The sequence below is a fragment of the Arthrobacter sp. genome (genome assembly GCF_031179385.1).
Lineage (GTDB): Bacteria > Actinomycetota > Actinomycetes > Actinomycetales > Micrococcaceae > Arthrobacter_D.
On sequence record NZ_JAPSHV010000051.1, the window covers coordinates 1 to 19,131 of the forward strand.

A 19,131-nucleotide genomic window follows, 5' to 3' on the forward strand; every position below is an offset into this window, starting at 1 on the left:
CCCGCGAACAGCTCGACGTCGAACGGGCCTTCCTCGCCGGTTTCCTCACCGTTCTCGTCCAGCACGCCGAGGCCGATCAGCAGCGAGGTTGCCTGCTGCACGCCCACCTCGAAGTTGTCGAAGGTGGTGTAGTAGTCGACAGTTTCCGAGCCGTTGATGAGACGGTCGTACGCGATGACCGGGATGTCCTGGCTTTCGGCGGTATCCAGCACGCTGGTCAGCGTGGTTCCGTCGATGGAAGCGATCACGAGCGCCTTGGCGCCGCCGTTGATCATGTTCTCGATCTGCGACACCTGGGTGGGAATGTCGTCATTGGCGAACTGCAGGTCGACCTCGTAGCCCAGTTCCTCGAGCTTGGTCTTGATGTTCTCGCCGTCGGCGATCCAGCGTTCAGACTGCTGGGTCGGCATGGCAACGCCGATCCGTGCACCCTCGTTGGATCCTTCCTCGGCGGCTTCGCCACCACCGCCGCGGCTGCCGCCGCCGCAGGCCGAGAGGGATAGCGCCAAGGCACTGGCCGCAGCCACTCCCATAAGCATGTTCTTCTTCATGTTGTTCCTTCCCTTGCCGGGCACCGGTGCCCGGAAGATCCTTGCATCCACGGGGACGGACGGTCCCCGCAGTACTGAATGGCTATGTGAGCGGTCACAGCTAGCGCAACAATAGGCCGTCACGGCTGCGCTGGGAATGACCGATCACGATCGTTATCCTGCTGTTACTAGAGCTTCTGAGCCAGGCGGTAGTACGCAGCGTTCCACCGCAGCTCGCGCTGGAACTCACGCAGCGTCGTCGTACTGTCGATGCGCAGCAGTTCAGTGCCGGCGATTTCTGCGAAGTCCTCGAAGACATCGAGCCCGACGGCAGTGCTCATCACGGTGTGATGAGCAGCTCCCGCGCTCAGCCATGCCGCCGCGGATGTTGCCAGATCCGGCTGGGGCTTCCAGACGGCACGGGCCACCGGCAGGTTCGGCAGGGGCGCATCGGGCAGGACAACCTCGACGGCGTTGGCCGTGAGACGGAAGCGGTCGCGCATGTCGGACATGGCGACGACGACAGCGTCCCCGGGGTCGGTGTCGAACACCAGCCGTACGGGGTCTTCCTTGCCGCCGATCCCCAGAGGGTGAACCTCAAGGGTGGGCTTCGAGGTGGTCAGGGTGGGACAGATCTCCAGCATGTGGGCGCCGAGGATCTTCTCCTCCCCAGGCACCAGATGGTAGGTGTAGTCCTCCATCAACGATGCGCCGCCGGGAAGACCCGCGCCCATCACCTTGGCCGCGCGGACCAGCACCGCAGTCTTCCAGTCACCCTCTGCACCGAAGCCGTAACCGGCGGCCATGAGGCGCTGGACCGCGAGTCCCGGGAGTTGGCGCAGGCCGCCGAGGTCTTCGAACGTCGTCGTGAAGGCTCCGAACGAGCCGCCCTCGAGGAACGACTTCAGCGCCAGTTCCTGCCGCGCCCCGTACCGGAGGGATTCGTGACGGTCGCCTCCGCGCCGGAGTTCGGGCACGACGTCGTAGGCCGCCTCATACTCCTCCACCAACGCGTCGATGTCGGAGTCCTGCTGCGCCTCGACGACGTCGACCAGCTCATTGACGCCCCACGTGTTGATGGAGGTCCCGAAGCGCAGTTCCGCCTCAGTCTTGTCGCCCTCGGTGACGGCGACGTTGCGCATGTTGTCACCGAAACGGGCGACCTTGAGCTCGTGCACGGCAGCCCAGCCCGCCGCAGCACGGGACCAGGTAGCGATCTGCGCGGTCACGGCCGGGTTGGAGACGTGTCCGACGACGGTCTTCCGCGCCACGGAGAGCCGTGTCTGGATGTAACCGAACTCGCGGTCGCCGTGGGCGGCCTGGTTCAGGTTCATAAAGTCGAAATCGATGTCGGCCCAGGGCAGTTCGACGTTGATCTGCGTGTGCAGGTGCAGCAGGGGCTTGCGCAGGGTGTCGAGCCCGGCGATCCACATCTTGGCGGGGCTGAAGGTGTGCATCCACGCAATGACGCCGATGGTGTTGTCACTGGCGTTCGCCTCAAGCGCCATCCGCCGGATGGACCCCGAGTCTTTCAGCGTGGGCTTCCACACGACCTTGACCGGGACATCGGAGTCCTCGATCATTTTCACGATCTGCTGGGACTGGTCCGCGACCTGGCGGAGTGTCTCGTCGCCGTAGAGGTCCTGGCTGCCGGTCAGGAACCAGATCTCGTATTCATCGAGGGAGGTCTTCAGGGTAGTCACAGTGCGGCTCCGGTTCCTGCGGGCGTCGACTGCCCGTAAACGTTCTGATAGCGGTCAAAAAGGGATTCGATGTGGCGCTGTTCGATGGGCAACGGGTCTCCCAACTGGCGGGAGATGTGAATGGTCCGGGCGACATCCTCGAGCATCACGGCTGCCTTGACGGCGTCACGGGCATCCTTGCCGATGGTGAACGGTCCGTGGTTCTGCATCAGGACCGCCCGGGAGCGGTGGCCGGTGAGAGTCTCGACGATTCCCCGGCCGATCGAGTCATCTCCGATGATCGCGAAGGGGCCCACCGGGATTTCCCCACCGAACTCATCGGCCATGGCCGTGATGACGCATGGGATGGACTCGCCGCGGGCGGCCCACGCGGTGGCATAGGTGGAGTGCGTGTGCACCACTCCGCCTACCCGCGGCATGTTGCGGTAGACGTAGGCATGCGCTGCGGTGTCGCTGGAGGGTGACCGCTCGGAGCCCGGCGATCCCGCGATGACGTTGCCTTCAAGATCGCAGAGGATCTGGTTCTCCGGTGTCAGCTCGTCGTAGTCGACGCCGCTGGGCTTGATGACGAAGAGGTCCATTCCCGGCACGCGCCCGGAGACATTGCCGCCGGTCCACACAACGAGGTTGTACCGGACCAGTTCGGCGTGCAGCTTGGCCACATCCCGCCGAACGGCGTTGATGGCGTCCAGTTCACGATCAGTGAAGGACTCAGTGGTGCTAGTCATGCGTTCGACCATCGCTTTCGGGTAGGCGGTCCGGTGGAGTTCCTTGGGTACCGCTTCGCGTCCTTGTCGCCACGACGGAAGCTGCCAACCTTCCCAGCACCCTGCATTGGGAACTACCCGATGTGACCGTTCACACTATATGCTGGACCCAGCGTTTGGTGTCAAGCAACCCAGGATCAGACAGTCCGTATCGTTGCGGTTGGTCCTGAACCGATAGGCCCCCACCCAGTTGGTTTCCTGCAGGCATGCGTCTGAGCATGCGTGTTCAATCGAAGGAGATTCTGTTCATGACTGACCCCAAGGACGTAATTGCCGCGGGCCGTGCCTGCCTCGGAATCGAGCTCGGATCGACACGCATCAAGGCGTGCCTGGTCGGCGAGGATCCTTCGACTGTTCTGGCTGTAGGCAGCCACGACTGGGAAAACAAGCTGGTCGACCGCCTCTGGACCTACTCCCTGGAAGACGTGTGGACGGGTATCCAGGCGGCCTACGCGGACCTGCTCGCCGACGTCGAACGCCGTTACGGCACACGGCTGGAGAACCTGGGCGCCATCGGCGTCTCGGCAATGATGCACGGCTATCTGGCCTTCGACGATGCGGACAAACTCCTCGTCCCCTTCCGCACCTGGCGCAACACCAACACCGGACCGGCCGCAGCCGAACTCACCAAACTCTTCGGGGTCAACATTCCCCTGCGGTGGTCTATTGCACACCTGCATCAGGCAGTACTGGACGGTGAACCGCACGTGTCGGAGATTCGCTCCATCACGACTCTCGCCGGCTATGTGCACCGCGAGTTGACCGGGCGGAAGGTTCTTGGCGTGGGCGATGCCTCCGGAATGTTCCCCATCGACTCCCGCACCAACAACTACGACGCCGAACTGCTGGCGCGCTATGACAGCCTGGCACCCCAAACAGCCCCCGGTCTGACCCTTTCCGAACTCCTTCCCGACGTACTGGTGGCAGGACAGCCTGCAGGCGAGCTCACAGCTGAAGGAGCCGCACTTCTGGACCCCACGGGCACCCTCCAGCCCGGTGCACTGCTCTGCCCGCCGGAGGGTGACGCCGGTACCGGAATGGTGGCAACCTGCTCGGTTGCTCCCCGCACCGGGAACGTCAGCGCCGGCACAAGCATCTTCGCGATGGTGGTACTCGAACGTCCACTCCAGCAGGTGCACCACGAACTGGATCTGGTAACAACTCCTTCCGGCGATCCGGTGGCCATGGTGCACTGCAACAACGGTGCCAGCGAGCTCGCCGCATGGGTGGGACTCTTCTCCCGCTTCGCGGCGGCTTCCGGTGCGGTGTCCGCGTCCGGGGCTGCCCTGGAGCCGGATGATGTCTTCAATACACTCTTCCGTGAAGCGCTCGACGGCGCTCCGAACGCCGGCGGCCTGCTCGCCTACAATCACCTCGCCGGGGAGCCGATTGCTGAACTCTCTGAGGGCCGGCCGTTGTTCCTACGCACCCCTGACAGCGATTTCACCCTTGGCAATTTCATGCGCGCCCAGCTCTATGGAGTCTTCGGCACCCTCGCCCTGGGCATGCGCGTCCTGGCGGGTGAAGGCGTCGAGCTGGATCAGATGTTTGCACACGGAGGCATGTTCCGCACGGCAGGCGTGGCGCAGCGCTTCCTCTCCGGCGCTCTCGCCGCACCCGTCTCCGTCGCGGCGACCGCGTCCGAAGGAGGGCCCTGGGGCATCGCGGTACTGGCTTCGTACGCCTCGGCCAACGCCGCCGGCAACGAGCTCGACCTGGACGCCTACCTGCGCAAGCACGTATTCGGCGGCGCGGAATTCGAAACAACTGAGCCTGACCCGGCCGACGTCGACGGCTTCGCCACCTACCTCGACCGCTACCACCGAGGCCTTCAGGTCGAACGCGCCGCAATCAGCGCCCTGCCCGTGGAATGAACGCGGACCAGCATCACGGTGGCCGTCTTGAGGCGTTCTACCGGGGTGCGGCCGCTGACCTGCGGACGATGAGTTCGGGCACCACCGTCCGGGAGGGATCCTGGACCGGAACCCCTAACTGGGTGAGAAGGTGCGCGACGCAGCGTCGTCCCAGCTCGGCGAAATCCTGGCGGACGGTGGTGAGGGGCGGCGCATAGTGCGCTGCATCGGGCACGTCATCGAATCCAACCACGCTCACATCCTCGGGGACGCGGAAACCGCTGTCACGGCAGGCGTGGATGAGCCCGAGCGCCATCTGGTCGTTGGAGGAGAAGACGGCTGTCGGCGGGTTCTTGGCGAGGAGGTCCTCACCGATCCGGAAGCCGCTGTCTGACGTCCAGTCCCCCGCGACGATCCGCGATGCATCGAGGCCCCAGTTCGCCATCTCAATACGGAATCCACGGATTCTTTCCTTTGATTCGACCCAGCCTTCAGGGCCCGCGATGTGAGCGACCCTGCGGTGCCCGAGTTCCAGCAGGTGCCGGGTGGCAAGCCGCGCCCCGGCCACCTGGTCCACGGAAAGCCCGTGGTCGTCGGCGGGCGAGGTCGAATGCACGGTCACCATCGGTAGCCGGACCGGCAGGTGAGCCAGCTGACGCAGCGTGGCCTCCTGCGGCGCGAGGACGATCAGCCCTTCGACCGCATGATCGACCAGGCGCTCCAAGGCCTCCTTGAAGGCGTTCTCGTTGAGAGAGGTCAGCGTCGCGGTATCGATGAGGTAACCAGCACTGGCAGCGGCGGACTCGATCGCCGCCTGGGTCGACGCCGGACCGAAGTAGGCACCGTTCGTCACCAGCACACCGATCATGCCGGAACGGCTGGTCACCAGCGAGCGGGCGGCCCGGTTGGGCCGGAACTGCAGAGCCTCCATGGCGTCCAGCACACGCTGCCGGGTACCCTCCCGCAGACTGGGATGCCCGTTGATGACGCGGGAAACCGTCTGATGAGAGACACCCGCTGCCTTCGCGACGTCCCGAATGTTCGCCGAGCGGGCGCGCACGGCGGGCTTCGGGTGTGGAGATGACGACGGCGTCGACTCCTTGTTAACGGTCACACCGGAAACGGTACTGGATGAGTCAAGTGAACCGCACCTGAGTGCCGGTATATGAAGAAAAGCGCCTACTCTGCCGATTCAATGAAATGCGGAATGGTGCACTGCCGGAAAGAAAAGACGCTCTCATGCGCTGCCCAGTCATAAAAGGAGGCACATTTCCTAAATTCGTCCGAAAATGAACATATGGGGAAGCACTATCAATTAGGAGTGTTCCATCTCCGGGCAGCAGTTTCCGGATTACCCGGGCGGCCGGATTATGGCTGAGGCCAGAATCCGGCCCGACCGCCGGCAGGGACGCCCGACATGTCCGTGTCAGGCGCTCCCACGCCGACCTCTGAGAGGAACCGGGCGAGCAGGGACAGCGCTGGGCCCGGACATGTTCGGCTTCCGGTCACCGCTGGTTCTTGCGGAGCTTCACGAACAGCAGCTCGCTGGACTCAGCCTTCGCCTTCTTCTGGGCTCTTTTCTCAAGGACGGTCTTTCCTTGCTTTTTCGCACCTGCGCTCCTGGGAGACTTACCTGACACGTCGATGACCGCCTTTCCTCTTCGATACCCAGACCATACCGACTTTATGTATTCAATCCAGTCCTGGGCGGAATCACGCTCTTGTTCCCGAATTGTCGGGTAATTGCAGAAAGATAGAAATGGGTTATGCCCGAGGATTGCTTACAGCGAGTCCGTGGGCGCAGCCCGGTCATCGACTGCGGCCATGGACTTGTCGATTCGCTCAATGGCCGAATCGAGCCTCGCGACGGTGTCCCAGAGGCCGGTGTGCTGGTCTCGGACTTCCTCCAGCGTGAGACCGGACGACCGCAGGGTCGCCAGGTCGAAACTGACGTTCGTGCGGGCTCCGGTCACGGCTGCGCGAAGGGCGCCGAAAGCTACGACGACGTCGGCGATCAAGGCGCGGTTGCCCTCATTGGCGAGCCAGACCAGGTCGTCGATGGCGGTGATGGCACGATCACCGAGCGTCGCCGAGGACCGCGCTGCACCGAGTGACGCCTCGCGAATCGCCCGGTCACGTTCATCCCCAGGATCCAGCCGGAACGCCGCCCCGAAGGCGCGGGAGGCGGCGGCGTCGTCGTCGGCCAGTTGCAGAGCCCGCTGCCTGAGGTCCTGGGCGCGGGTGCGCAACTCCGTGAGGTGGTGCTCCTGATCGGTCTCGGCGTCGGTGTAGCCGGCCACCATGGACGTCAGCGAGGCGGCGATCGCGAGCATCACGCCCGCGCCTGCCCCACCGCCGGGTGAGCCGATGGATTCCGCGAGGGCACGGGTCCATTCCTCGACGGTGGACTTCTGCGTTGTGATCTCATCCGAATCAGCCATGGAGCAAGTCTGTCCTACGCGCGCGTGTCCGGGAAACGCTGGTTCACTGTCGGAGCCGGGTTCTATGCTGGCGCCATGCTCACGCAGAACCCGAGAATCGTTGCTTCGTGGGTGGCGGGGACCGCCATCCGCCACGCCACCCATAGACCGTTCGACCTCACTGCAGCAGTGGAGGAAGTGAAACGTATCGAGGGCGTCACCCCTGCGATTCTCGCGGAGGTCGCAGGCTTCTACCTGGGGTCCATTGAGGGCAAGCCCAGCAGCAGTTGGTCACACCCCCTGGCAGCCCAAATCTGTTTTGAGGCCGGAGCCGATCTCGCCCTCGTACCTGGAGCGATCGAGCGTGCGCGGGCACGGTCGAAGGTCGGCTGGTCCGGGATCACGCTGCCGGATGAGTCGGTGAGGCGCCGTGCAGAGTCAACGCCGTCTCCCCCGTCAACGCCGGCAGGAAGAAAAAGCTCCGGATCCGGACGCTAATTGTCCGCGACGGGTCGTACGGTGTGGAGCATGGCTATTGCACGGTTTCCCACCACTGTCATCGATTGTCCCGATCCCATCGCCCTCGCACGGTTCTATGGAGCCCTCCTCGACTGGAAGGTGAAGGAGGAGCCCGACTGGGTAGAAATCCAGGCGGAGTACGGCCAGTGCATCTGCTTCCAGAAGGTGGAGGACTATTCTCCGCCGGAATGGCCCGGGCAGCGCTCACCGCAACAGATGCATCTGGACGTGATCGTCGACGATCTCGACACCGGCGAGGCCGCTGTGCTCGAACTGGGTGCAACCAGGCACGAGCACCAGCCCGGCACAACCTTCCGGGTGTTTCTCGATCCGGCAGGGCATCCGTTCTGCCTCTGTTCGGGCTGACCCTTCGAAAGCCCGTATCCCCCTCTGGCGGCCGGCGTCGGCTCAACCCAGCAGTAACGCCACCAGAAGGGATGCGGGCAGGGCCAGCAGCGAACTCACCAGAATGATGTCGCGAACCAGCGTCACCTTCAGGCCGAACTGGGCAGAGAACAAAAACACGTTCTGCGCTGTAGGCAAGGCCGCCATGGCCACCACACCGAGCAGCGCGGTCCCCTCGATCCGGAAGAGGTAGTAGGCAACCAACCAGGCGATCACCGGCATCAGTGCCAGCTTCACCACACTGCCCAGCACGACGTCGGCGCGCACGCTCCGCTGCGCCAGCGGCTTCTGCCCGCGAAGGCTCATCCCGAAGACCACGAGCAGCAACGGGATGGATGCCTGGCCGAGCATTTCCAGGGGTGTCCAGATGATGGGCGGCAACGTCAGTGAGGTGGCCGCGAACAACGCTCCTGCAGCAGTACCGGTGGTCACCGGATTAGCTACTGATCGCAGCACGGTCCGTCCCAGCGTCGGTGTCACCCCGTCGGGACCGGGGGCCGTCGTCGTACTCTTTCTGCCGCACCAGGCGAAGATGGTGAGAAAAACCGGGGCGATGACCAGCAGTTGCGCCAGCAGCACTGAAACCACCGGGGCTGAGCTACCCACCGCGTAGAGCGCGATCGGGATGCCGATGTTGCCTGCGTTGACGTAACAGGACGCCATGGCGCCGACTGCAGTCTGTGCGGCCTGTCGTTTAAGCGCGAACCGGCTCAGCAACGCATAGATCGCGCTGGTTATGGCGGCCACAACCAGCGCGATCGGCGTATAGACGCTGAGCACTTCGCTGAGTTCAGTCTCGGCAAGCAGGATGAACATCAGCGCCGGGTTGGTGATGTAGTAGATCACCGGGGTGAGTCCCTGCTGCATCGCGGCAGTCCGGGTAGGGAGGAGGATCGAGGCGACAATACCGACGCCGATCAGCAACAGCACAATGCCGAAGCCGAAAAGAACCCCCTCCACATACCCTCCTGACGCTACGAACTCACAACAATCCCCCTATTCGGAAGGACGAGGCCTTCAACGGATCCTCTAACGGACCAGGCAAGGCCGCTTCGGATCGAAGGTCCACTCCGGAATGAGGTACTGCATCGACGTAGCGTCGTCGCGCGCACCCAGACCGTACTCAAGGTAGAGCGCGTGCGCCTCGTCGAGGCGGGTACGGTCCAACTCGATGCCGAGGCCCGGAGCGTCCGGGACGCGGATCTCCCCGTTCCGGATCTGCAACGGATCCTTGGTGAGCCCCTGGCCGTCCTGCCAGATCCAGTGCGTGTCCAGTGCCGTGATCTCGCCCGGAGCTGCCGCACCCACGTGGGTGAACATTGCCAACGAGATGTCAAAGTGGTTGTTCGAGTGAGATCCCCAGGTGAGGCCGAACTCGTGGCACAGCTGCGCGACGCGAACCGAACCCGCCATGGTCCAGAAATGCGGGTCGGCGAGCGGGATATCGACGGCGTTGGTGCGCACCGCATGGGCCATCTCGCGCCAGTCCGTTGCAATCATGTTGGTTGCCGTCTGCAGCCCGGTGGCACGGCGGAACTCGGCGACCACCTCGCGGCCGGAGAACTTGCCCTCCGCACCGCAGGGGTCCTCAGCGTAGGCAACAACACCCTGCATCCGCTTCCCGAGCCGGATGGCGTCCTCAAGCAGCCAACCGCCGTTCGGGTCGAGGGTGATGCGGGCTTCCGGGAAACGCTCCTTGAGCGCTGTGACTGCGTCCACCTCGAGGTCGCCGGCCTGGACGCCGCCCTTGAGCTTGAAGTCGGAAAACCCGTAGCGCGCCTGCGCAGCCTCGGCGAGACGAACCACAGCCTCAGGGGTCATGGCCTCCTCACGGCGGACGCGCTCCCAGTCGTCGGAGCCTTCCGGTTCCCGCAGGTATGGAAGGTCCGTCAGGTCCGGGTTGCCCACATAGAACAGGTAGCCCAGCATCGGCACGGCCATGCGCTGCTGCCCGTCACCGAGCAGCTCGGCCACAGGAACACCGAGGAACTGGCCGTGCAGGTCCAGCAGTGCCGACTCGATCGCGGTGACGGCGTGCACTGTGGTCCGCAGGTCGAAGGTCTGCAACCCGCGACCACCGGCGTCGCGGTCGGCGAACCGTGCCGCGACCTCACGCAGGAGGCTGCGGAACTGAGCCACCGGCTTACCCACGAGAAACTGGCCGGCTTCGTCGATGGTGGAGCGGATGGCCTCGCCGCCGGGCACCTCGCCCAGACCGGTACGTCCGTCGGAATCAGTGAGGATCGCGATATTACGGGTGAAGAAGGGACCGTGCGCTCCTGAAAGATTCAGCAGCATCGAGTCGTGGCCGGCGACCGGGACAACTTCGACGCCGGCGACAGTCGGCTGTGTGGTCACGCGTCCTCCCCCGTCGCTTTCACGGTGCCCTCTGCTTCACTGCCCGCTGTCGCCAGTTCGATGGCGCCGTCGATCCGGCGGTTGAGCTTCCAGGGATTCGCCTCCTGCAGAGGAGCAGGCAGCAGTGCATCCGGGATGTTCTGGTAGGCAACAGGGCGCAGGAAGCGCTCGATTGCCAGCGTGCCGACCGAGGTAGTCCGGGTGTCGGAGGTCGCGGGGAATGGACCGCCGTGAACCATTGCGTGACCAACCTCGACGCCGGTGGGCCACCCGTTCACGAGAATACGGCCCACCTTCCGCTCCAGCACAGGAAGGACGCCGGCTGCGGTTTCGTGATCAGCCTCAGTGAGGTGCAGTGTGGCCGTCAGCTGGCCCTCCAAGCGCTTGGCCGCAGCCACGAGCTCTTCCGTGGAGGAGTAACGCACTACGAGCGACGCGGCACCGAAGATCTCCTCGTGCAGCACGGGGTTGTTCAGGAAGGTCTCCGCCTGGGTACCGAACACAGCCGGCGCGGGAGCGTTCTCGGTGCTGCCCTTTGTGCCCTGTGCAACCAGCTCGACGCCCTCCTGGGAGCCGAGAGCCTCCACACCGGCGTTCCAGGAATCGGCGATTCCGCGGGTCAGCATGGTCTGTCCTGCGGAGGGCGCCAGCGCGGAATTCACTGCGGCGAGGAAGCTGTCACCGGCGTCGCCCGTCGGCACGAAGACCAGGCCGGGCGAGGTGCACAGCTGGCCGCTGGAACCCGTCACGGATGCGATGTAAGCCTTCGCCAGTTCATCGAGGTCGGATGACCGGAGCGCACCTTCGAAGAAGATGACCGGGTTGATCGAGCTCATTTCCGCGTAGACGGGAATGGGCTCGGGACGGGCTGCGGCGGTGGCCATGAGCGCCGTTCCTGCTCCCCGGGATCCAGTGAAACCAACAGCCTTGATGGCCGGGTCGGCGACCAGCGCCTGACCGATGCTCGAACCGGGACCGTAGATCAACGAGAACACGCCCGGGTGAAGTCCGGCGTCCTGCACGGCCTCGGTGATTGCACGACCCACGATCTCGCTGGTTCCGGGGTGCGCGTTGTGGGCTTTGAAGACGACGGGGCAGCCCGCGGCCAGGGCCGAAGCAGTGTCACCGCCGGCGGTGGAGAAGGCAAGCGGGAAGTTGCTCGCACCGAAAACGCCGACGGGGCCGAGGGGGACCTTGCGCTGACGGATGTCGGCACGCGGCATCGGAGTGCGTTCGGGGATCGCCGGATCGATGCGAACACCACGGTGATCGCCCTGACGAACCACTGCAGCGAAGAGGCGCAGCTGGCCGGTGGTACGGGCGAGCTCCCCGCGCAGGCGGGGCTCGGGCAACCCGGTCTCAAGCATCGCGCGGTCGACGATCTCGTCACCGGCAGCTTCGATCCGCTGGGCAATCCCGTCGAGGAAGGCTCCGTGCGTTTCCGGTTCGAGGGTACGGAAGGAATCGAAGGCTCCCTCGGCAGCGGCTGTGGCGGCCTTGAGCTGGGAGGAATCGATCAGGGAGTAGGCGGGCTCCAGAGTTTCATTGGTCGCCGGGTTGAACCCGTTGACGGTTCCCCCGTTCCCGGACAATGTCTCCCCGGCGATGATGGAGTGGCCCTGAAGGGTGGCGTGCTGTGTAGGCATGAGTGCTCCTTGCGGATCGATAACCGTCGTGTTTTCAGGCGTTGGAAAGTGCTGCAGAGGCGGGTCGGATACCCGCAGCGTCGATAAGGGCGCCGAGATCTGCGAGATCTGCCTCGGTCAGGTCCTGCAGCGGCGGGCGCACACCACCGGACGAGCGACCGATGACGGTGAGGCCTCCCTTGACGATGGAAACGCCATAACCGCGTACGCGGTCACGAATGTCCAGGTACGGGAGCACAAAACGCTGCAGCTTCTCGGTCACTGCTGCGTGGTCCTGTCGGCGGACGTCACCGTAGAACTCGAGGGCGAACTCGGGTACGAAGTTGTACAACGCCGACGAGTAGGTGCTCATTCCGAGCTGAAGCAGCGGAAGGGCAAAGGTCTCAGCGGTCGGCAGGCCGCCCAGGTAGAACAGTCGGTCGCCGTTCTTGGCGTACACCTTGGTCAGGTGCTCAATGTCGCCGATGGCGTCCTTGAAGCCGATGAAGTTCGGGTGCCGCTCGGCGAGCCGTGCAACGGTGTCCGCCGAGTAGATGGCATTGGCGCGGTTGTAGACGATCACGCCAATGTTCGTTGCGGCGCATACGGCGCTGACATGTGCGAGGAGACCGTCCTGATCGCATTCGGTCAGGTAGGGAGGAAGGAGCAGAAGGCCCTCGGCCCCGGCGGCCTCAGCATCCTGAGCGTTCTGTACAGCGTTCGCGGTGGAGCCACCGGCCGAGGCAAGGACGGGGACCTTGGCGCCGACTTCATCGACGGCGACCCGGATGACCTGCGCGGCTTCTGCCGGAGTCAGGCTGAAGCCCTCGCCTGTGCCACCGGCAGCGAACAGGCCGGCGACGTCGAAGCTGGTCTGCCACGACAGATGCTTGCGGTAGGTCTCTTCGTCGAAGGCCAGCTCCGGCGTGAACGCGGTCACCGGGAAGGACAGCAATCCGTCCTTGAGCTTCTGGGCAAGTTCTTGTGGTGCGTACTGGGCCACGGTGCATCTTCCTTAGGGCAGTCCGCCGCGGGGCGGGATGGGGTGCTCGATTGGTGGGTGTACTTCCAGAGTAGAAAGCCAATCGATGCGTGTCTAAGCCCACTTTTGTATGGATTGATGCTCGAAAGCTATCACCAGCATCTACTGCCCTTTCATCTGGATAATCTCGAGCAACCTCACGAGGGCGGGGTTACGTATCTCCCTACTCCAGATGGCATAGAGTTCGACGGCGTCCGGCTCGATGTCCGCCAGCCGCAGGTAGGACACGCCGGCGATCCCGAGCATCCTGGCCGACTCCGGCACGAACGCAACTCCCCTGCCCGCGGCAACAAGAGCCACCATGGTCACGATCTGACTCACCGTGTGGACAACGTTCCCATGCTCAACGGGTACGTTCCGCACGACGAGATCGTAGAAGTAACTGGCCTTGGTGGGTGAGTGCATGATCAGCGGGGCGCCCTTGAGGTCTGCCACTCTCAGCGAACGATTGAATCTGTCCAGGGGATGGCCCACAGGCACAGCGAGCTGAAGATCCTCGGTGAACAGCAGGTGGGATTGGAAGATGTCCTCATCGAACGCGGGCCGCGCAAGACCGAGGTCGAGGTCGCCGTCGATGATGGCTGCCACCTGCTCACCTGTGACGAGTTCCTGCAGCTCAACGTCGACGTCCGGTAGTCCCTCGGCAATCTCGGACAGCAGGGAACCCAGAATGCTGAATCCGGAAGCCGCAGTGAAGCCGACCCGAAGCTGGCCGGACATCCCCGATGCAATGCGTTGGGCAGTTTTGGGTGCACGCTCTGCGGCGACGACGATCTTACGGGCCTCGGCCAGGAAGGCGCGGCCCGCGGCTGTGAGGGAAACCTTTCGGTTGTCCCGCTCCAGAAGTTCGACGCCGACGCTCCGTTCCAGCTTCTGGATCTGCCGGCTCAGTGGAGGCTGGGTCATGTTCAGACGCTCCGCTGCCCGCCCGAAGTGCAGTTCCTCGGATACCGCGATGAAGCTACGAGCTTGATCCAGGGTGAACATTGATGCCTCGCAGGTATGACCGAGCCGTTCAGGCTATGACGTGCAACATCGTATCGCTGTGGGTACAGCTCCCCGGGCCGCATACCTGTGGACGGTTATTCCGGACGAGGGCTAGATGGGCGTGACCAGCGTTGAGTCCTGCAGGTAGCTGCGCAGGTTCTGAAGCGTCAGTTCAGCCATGGCCGCACGTGTCTCGCGGGTACCGCTTCCCACATGCGGCAGCAGGACGACATTTTCGAGTTGCCTCAGTTCGGCAGGAACATGCGGTTCGGACTCGAACACATCCAATCCCGCTCCTGCCAGGCGACCTTCGGAAAGCGCGGAGACCAGCGCCCGCTCATCGACAACGGTTCCGCGGGCGATATTGATCAGGAAACCACCCTGTCCCAGCTCAGCCAGGACCTCGGCGTCCACGAGGCCTACGGAGTCTGGTCCGCCCGCCGCAGCAATCACCAGAACCTCTACCGCCCCGGCCAGCTCGCTGGGCGACGGATGGTACGTGTAGTCCAGTCCCTCGACAGGTCGCCGGTTGTGGTAGTGGATTTCGCAGCCGAAGGCTTCGAGTCGCGCCGCGATTGCCTTGCCGATACGACCCAGTCCGAGAATGCCGACCTTCTTGCCGGAGGCTCTCGTCGTCAGTGGGTAGGACGAGCCGGACTCCCAACCGCCGCCTCGCACGAAGCGGTCGGCGGCGCTCGTCTGTCGCAACACGTCCAGGTAGAGGGCCAGGGCGGTGTCTGCCACGCATTCGGTCAGTACGTCCGGAGTATTACTGATGGAGATGCCGCGTTCCTTGGCTTGGGCGACGTCGGTGGCGTCGTAGCCCACGCCGAAGTTCACCACCACTTCGAGGTTCGGAAGTCTGCGCATGAGGTCCGAGTCCACACCATAGCGGCCGGAGCACACTGCAATGCGGATTCCCTCGGCGTAGTCGGCCAGAAAGGCGTCGCGCTGGGGACCATCCGGCAGGCGCAACGCACCAAACTCCTCGGCGAGCGCCGAGGCAACGGTCGGGTTTACTGGCCCTACCTGCAGGATGTGCTCGCCGTTGGCTGCGGGGGGATGCTCAGACTGCTCGGCTGTGTCGGTGGTCATGCAGTGACAGTAGGGAAACCGTTCATTCCGGTCCAACACGCAATTTGGATGGATCGATACCTCTGAGGCATGGATCCCTATTTCCCGCGTACTGGTGCGGTTCTGCGGTCCTGCACCGTCCATTTCCCTTCGTGGAGGGGCTCTTCACATAGGTATCACTGCTTGACGGCCCGTGATGCCAATCACATGCTGAGTCTGCCGGCTACGTTCGAGCACTCGCTCCGGTATTCATCACTCGCTCCTGCGGAGGAAACAATGACGTTTGAACCCACCTTCGGGTCCACTGACAAGACAGGCTCAACCAGGCGCCGTCTGGCCCTCGCCCTGACATCTGCAACAGTAGGCAGCACCATGCTGCTGAGCGGATGTGCGGTGGCCAACTCCGACAACGCCGAAGGAGACGCCAATGCAGCCTCGGATACCCTGCGGGTCGTCCTACAGCAGGAGCCGCCCACGCTGGAGCCCTGCGAATCGAACCTGACGAGCACCGGCGTCGTCGATCGCTCCACCATCACCGAGCCCCTGGTGGAACGCAACCCCAGCTCCGGTGAGCTTGAGCCGAAGCTGGCCACCGAGTGGAGCTCGGAGGATGACACCACCTGGACTTTCAAGCTGCGGGAAGGCGTGACCTTCCACGACGGCAGCGACTTCACCGCCGAGGATGCTGCGCACACCATCGAACGCGCCGTTAACTCAGAGCTCGGCTGCAACGTCGAGGGTTACGTGTTCGGTGATGACGACCTCACCGTCGAGGTTGTCGACGACACCACGCTGACGGTCACCACCGCCGGCGCCGACCCCATCCTGCCCCTGCGAATCTCCTTCCTGGAGGTCGTTCCGAGTGAGACCTCGGATACCGAGAAGGTCCGCGAGCCGATCGGCACCGGCCCATACAAGCTGGACGAGTGGCAGGCCGGCCAGAAGATCACAGTGTCGGCGTATGACGGCTACTGGGGTGAGAAGCCCGCCTTCCCCAAGGCTGAGTACCAGTGGCGTGACGAGGGCACGGTCCGCGCGGCGATGATTACGTCCGGCGAGGCAGATATCGCCATGGGCCTCGCCCCCGAGGACCAGATCGGCGACCTCGGCGTCCCCTACCCCAACAACGAAACAGTCGCGCTGCGCATGCACACCGACAAGCCGCCCTTTGACGACATCCGGGTACGTCAGGCTGTCAACTACGCAATCGACAAGGAAGGCATCGTGGCGAGCCTGTACGCAGGCAGGGAGAAGGTTGCAGCACAGCTGGTGCCCGAAGGCATCGTTGGCCACAACACCGGGCTTGAGGGCTGGCCGTTCGATCTGGAACAGGCGAAGTCCCTGGTCGAGGAAGCGAAGGCCGACGGCGTCGACACCAGTGCACCGATCAGCCTGATCGTCCGCAACGCACAGTTCCCGAAGATCGAGGAACTCGGCCAGGTGCTCCAGGAGCAGCTGACCCAGGCCGGGCTCAATGTCGAGTTGAAGCTGCTGGAAACCAGCCAGCACCTGCAGTACCAGGTCCGTCCGTTCGTCGAGGACGAAGGCGCCATCCTGCACATGACCCAGCACGGCAACCAGGCCGGTGACGCCGCCTTCACCGTGGGCCAGTACATGGAGACCGACGGCGCGCAAAGCGCATTCGGCACCCCTGAGTTGGACGCCATGATCGAAGAGGCGAACGCCGCTACCGGTGACGAACGCCAGAGTGCCTTCGAGGAAATCTTCGCCTACCAGAACGAAGAGATCGTCCAGTTCGCGCACATCATGCATCAGACCGGCATGATCGGGAAGGCTGAGAACATCAACTACGAGCCGAATTCGTCCACCGGCGACGAGCTTCGACTGGCCGAGATCAAGCCGGCTCAGTAGCGCCCAATCCGAAGAGTGGAATAGGAGAGGGAGCCATGCTGACCTATCTCAGGAAACGAATCGTTTCCAGTGCACTGCCGCTGGTGGTCGTCGTCATCGGAGTCTTCGCCCTGGCGAGAATGACCGGTAACCCGGCGAGCCTGTACCTGCCGCTGAATGCAACCGAGCAGATGCGGGAGGACTTCGCTACCCGAAACGGCCTCGACCAACCGCTGTGGGCCCAGATGGTCGATTACTTCGGCGGAGTCCTGCAACTGGACTTCGGCACCTCCCTCCGGACGGGAGAGTCCGCGGCCGCCATGGCGCTGCGGGCTTTCCCGGCCACTCTCCAACTGGCCTTGACCACAATGATCCTGGCCATCGTCCTGGCCGTCATTGTCGGCAGCTGGGCAGCGCTCAAGCCCAACGGCATAGCGGACCGTATCGCCAGCTTCGTGTCTATGGCCGCGGCGTCGATCCCGGACTTCTGGTTGGCGATCGTCGGCATCTGGATCTTCGCAATCACCCTCGGTTGGTTGCCCACCTCCGGCGTCGGCAGTTCGGCGTCCTGGATACTGCCGATAGCCACGCTGATGATGCGCCCCTTCGGAGCGCTCGTTCAGGTAGTCCGCGGCGCGATGGTCTCCGCCCTGTCCGAGCCCTACATCAAACTGGCCCGCAGCAAGGGAGCGTCGCAGAAGAGGGTGATCACGCGGCATGCCCTGCGCAACGCGGCCGCCCCGGCCTTGACTGTGGCCGGCGACCTGACGGTCGGTCTGATCAACGGCGCCGTCGTCGTCGAAACCATTTTCGGCTGGCCCGGAATCGGAAAGCTGATGATCGACTCGATCCTGCAGCGCGACTTTGCGGTCCTGCAGGCTGCGGTCCTGCTGACCGCGATCGCCATCTTCGTGCTGAACATCCTGATCGATCTGGCCTATGCGCTGCTTGACCCTCGAGTCCGCCCAGCGAGCGCGAGGTTCCGGCGGAAGAGAACACCCGAGAAGCCGGTCACCCCCGCTGATCCAACACCAACCGCGACCGCCCAGGCCTAGGAGAATCCGATGATCGATACTTCGCGCACCGAGCCCGGTCCCGACGGCGGCCGGCAGGCCAAGCGCAGGCCCACGGCCGCCAAGAACAACCACCCGAGCATGCTGCGCATGCTGCTGCGTGACAAATTCGCTTCCGTGGGTGCCGTCATCCTGTTGATCGTGCTGGCTACGGCAGTCTTCGGGCCGATGCTGATGGGGGAACTGGCCACCCGCCAGAACCTGTTGTTCGCCAACAAGGCTCCGTTCGTCCCGGCCAACGGTTGGGAGTACATCCTCGGCTCAGACTCGTTGGGACGTTCCGTTCTGGCCCGGCTGGTTGTCGCGACGAGGACCACCATGCTGGTCGCGATTCCCGCCGTGGCTGTCGCCCTGCTGATCGGTTCGCTGTGGGGTATCTGGGCGGGATATCACCGGGGCTGGCGGGAGAACGTCTCAATGCGCATTGCCGATGTGATCATGAGCTTCCCCTCGCTGCTGCTGGCCGTCGTCGTGCTCTATGTCTTCAACCCCTCCATCGCTAACATCGTCCTGATCCTGGCGCTGACCCGCATCCCGATCTACCTCAGGACCGCCCGGGCGGAATCGGCTGAGCTGCAGAGCCGAACCTTCGTCGACGCGGCACGGACCTTCGGCGCAAAGCCGAACGCGATCATCCGTCGCCACGTCATTCCGGTGGTCACTCCCACCCTGCTCACGCTGGCCACGCTCGAGTTCTGCTACGTGATGCTTGCCGAGTCGTCGTTGTCCTTCCTGGGCATCGGCATTCAACCGCCGGATGTCAGCTGGGGCCTGATGGTGGCCCAGGGCCGGCAGTACCTGCAGACGGCCTGGTGGCTGTCCATCTTCCCGGGCGTTGCCATCGTGATCACCGCGATCGCAGCCAACATGCTCGCCGCCTGGCTGCGCATCGCAACCGATCCGGGACAGCGCTGGCGGCTTGCA

The 19,131-nt window shown here is 64.0% G+C and carries 17 protein-coding genes; 6 read left to right on the forward strand and 11 right to left on the reverse strand.

The genetic code is table 11. The features are described 5' to 3' along the window. The 3 genes from RIF85_RS08895 to RIF85_RS08905 form a co-directional block, all read right to left on the reverse strand. Positions 1–551: substrate-binding domain-containing protein (locus RIF85_RS08895; protein ID WP_309071553.1), on the reverse strand; the 551-nt coding region annotated here is incomplete at its 3' end. 167 nt (positions 552–718) lie between these two features. Continuing rightward, positions 719–2,233 carry an L-arabinose isomerase gene (gene araA, locus RIF85_RS08900; protein ID WP_309071554.1) on the reverse strand — a complete coding sequence of 505 codons (1,515 nt, stop codon included), beginning with the start codon at positions 2,231–2,233 and terminating at the stop codon, positions 719–721. Beyond that, positions 2,230–2,961 (reverse strand): L-ribulose-5-phosphate 4-epimerase, encoded by a 732-nt coding sequence (locus RIF85_RS08905; protein WP_309071555.1) that lies wholly within the window; start codon positions 2,959–2,961, stop codon positions 2,230–2,232. Before RIF85_RS08905 ends, araA begins: the two co-directional genes overlap by 4 nt. A 287-nt stretch (positions 2,962–3,248) precedes the next feature. Here RIF85_RS08905 and RIF85_RS08910 point away from each other — a divergent pair, with 287 nt between their 5' ends. Beyond that, positions 3,249–4,874: an FGGY-family carbohydrate kinase gene (locus RIF85_RS08910; protein ID WP_309071556.1), complete on the forward strand. Its 1,626-nt coding sequence runs from the start codon at positions 3,249–3,251 to the stop codon at positions 4,872–4,874. Between the two features lie 37 nt (positions 4,875–4,911). Here RIF85_RS08910 and RIF85_RS08915 read toward each other — a convergent pair whose 3' ends face one another. Both RIF85_RS08915 and RIF85_RS08920 read right to left on the reverse strand, forming a co-directional pair. Further along, positions 4,912–5,967, reverse strand: a complete 1,056-nt coding sequence (locus RIF85_RS08915; RefSeq protein WP_309071557.1) for a LacI family DNA-binding transcriptional regulator — start codon at positions 5,965–5,967, stop codon at positions 4,912–4,914. A gap of 667 nt (positions 5,968–6,634) precedes the next feature. After that, the gene (locus RIF85_RS08920) at positions 6,635–7,294 is read right to left on the reverse strand and encodes a cyclodeaminase/cyclohydrolase family protein (protein ID WP_309071558.1); all 660 of its coding nucleotides are present in this window, start codon (positions 7,292–7,294) and stop codon (positions 6,635–6,637) included. Positions 7,295–7,369: 75 nt separating this feature from the next. Between RIF85_RS08920 and RIF85_RS08925 the strand changes: the two genes are divergently transcribed. Both RIF85_RS08925 and RIF85_RS08930 read left to right on the forward strand, forming a co-directional pair. Beyond that, a complete protein-coding gene (locus tag RIF85_RS08925) occupies positions 7,370–7,771 on the forward strand; it encodes a hypothetical protein (RefSeq protein ID WP_309071559.1) in 402 nt (133 codons plus the stop codon). Between the two features lie 30 nt (positions 7,772–7,801). Then, entirely contained in the window at positions 7,802–8,158 is a 357-nt protein-coding gene (locus RIF85_RS08930; RefSeq protein WP_309071560.1) for a VOC family protein, read from the forward strand. 42 nt (positions 8,159–8,200) lie between these two features. Here RIF85_RS08930 and RIF85_RS08935 read toward each other — a convergent pair whose 3' ends face one another. From RIF85_RS08935 to RIF85_RS08960, 6 genes are all read right to left on the reverse strand, one after another. Next, a complete protein-coding gene (locus RIF85_RS08935; RefSeq protein ID WP_309071561.1) occupies positions 8,201–9,157 on the reverse strand; it encodes an AEC family transporter in 957 nt (318 codons plus the stop codon). A 69-nt stretch (positions 9,158–9,226) separates the two neighbouring features. Next, positions 9,227–10,555 carry an enolase C-terminal domain-like protein gene (locus tag RIF85_RS08940; RefSeq protein ID WP_309071562.1) on the reverse strand — a complete coding sequence of 443 codons (1,329 nt, stop codon included), beginning with the start codon at positions 10,553–10,555 and terminating at the stop codon, positions 9,227–9,229. Next, on the reverse strand, positions 10,552–12,201 hold the full coding sequence (locus RIF85_RS08945; RefSeq protein WP_309071563.1) for an aldehyde dehydrogenase (NADP(+)): 1,650 nt from the start codon (positions 12,199–12,201) through the stop codon (positions 10,552–10,554). Before RIF85_RS08945 ends, RIF85_RS08940 begins: the two co-directional genes overlap by 4 nt. A 34-nt stretch (positions 12,202–12,235) precedes the next feature. Continuing rightward, a complete protein-coding gene (gene kdgD, locus RIF85_RS08950; RefSeq protein WP_309071564.1) occupies positions 12,236–13,183 on the reverse strand; it encodes a 5-dehydro-4-deoxyglucarate dehydratase in 948 nt (315 codons plus the stop codon). 141 nt (positions 13,184–13,324) lie between these two features. Further along, positions 13,325–14,209: a LysR family transcriptional regulator gene (locus RIF85_RS08955; protein WP_309071565.1), complete on the reverse strand. Its 885-nt coding sequence runs from the start codon at positions 14,207–14,209 to the stop codon at positions 13,325–13,327. Positions 14,210–14,320: 111 nt separating this feature from the next. Beyond that, complete coding sequence (locus RIF85_RS08960) at positions 14,321–15,304, reverse strand: 2-hydroxyacid dehydrogenase (protein ID WP_309071566.1); 984 nt, start codon at positions 15,302–15,304, stop codon at positions 14,321–14,323. Between the two features lie 255 nt (positions 15,305–15,559). Here RIF85_RS08960 and RIF85_RS08965 point away from each other — a divergent pair, with 255 nt between their 5' ends. The 3 genes from RIF85_RS08965 to RIF85_RS08975 all read left to right on the forward strand — a co-directional run. After that, complete coding sequence (locus RIF85_RS08965; protein WP_309071567.1) at positions 15,560–17,155, forward strand: ABC transporter substrate-binding protein; 1,596 nt, start codon at positions 15,560–15,562, stop codon at positions 17,153–17,155. Between the two features lie 35 nt (positions 17,156–17,190). Then, complete coding sequence (locus tag RIF85_RS08970; RefSeq protein ID WP_309071568.1) at positions 17,191–18,189, forward strand: ABC transporter permease; 999 nt, start codon at positions 17,191–17,193, stop codon at positions 18,187–18,189. 9 nt (positions 18,190–18,198) lie between these two features. Further along, positions 18,199–19,131, forward strand: a 933-nt coding sequence (locus RIF85_RS08975) for an ABC transporter permease (protein ID WP_309071569.1), incomplete at its 3' end; no start/stop codon positions are given.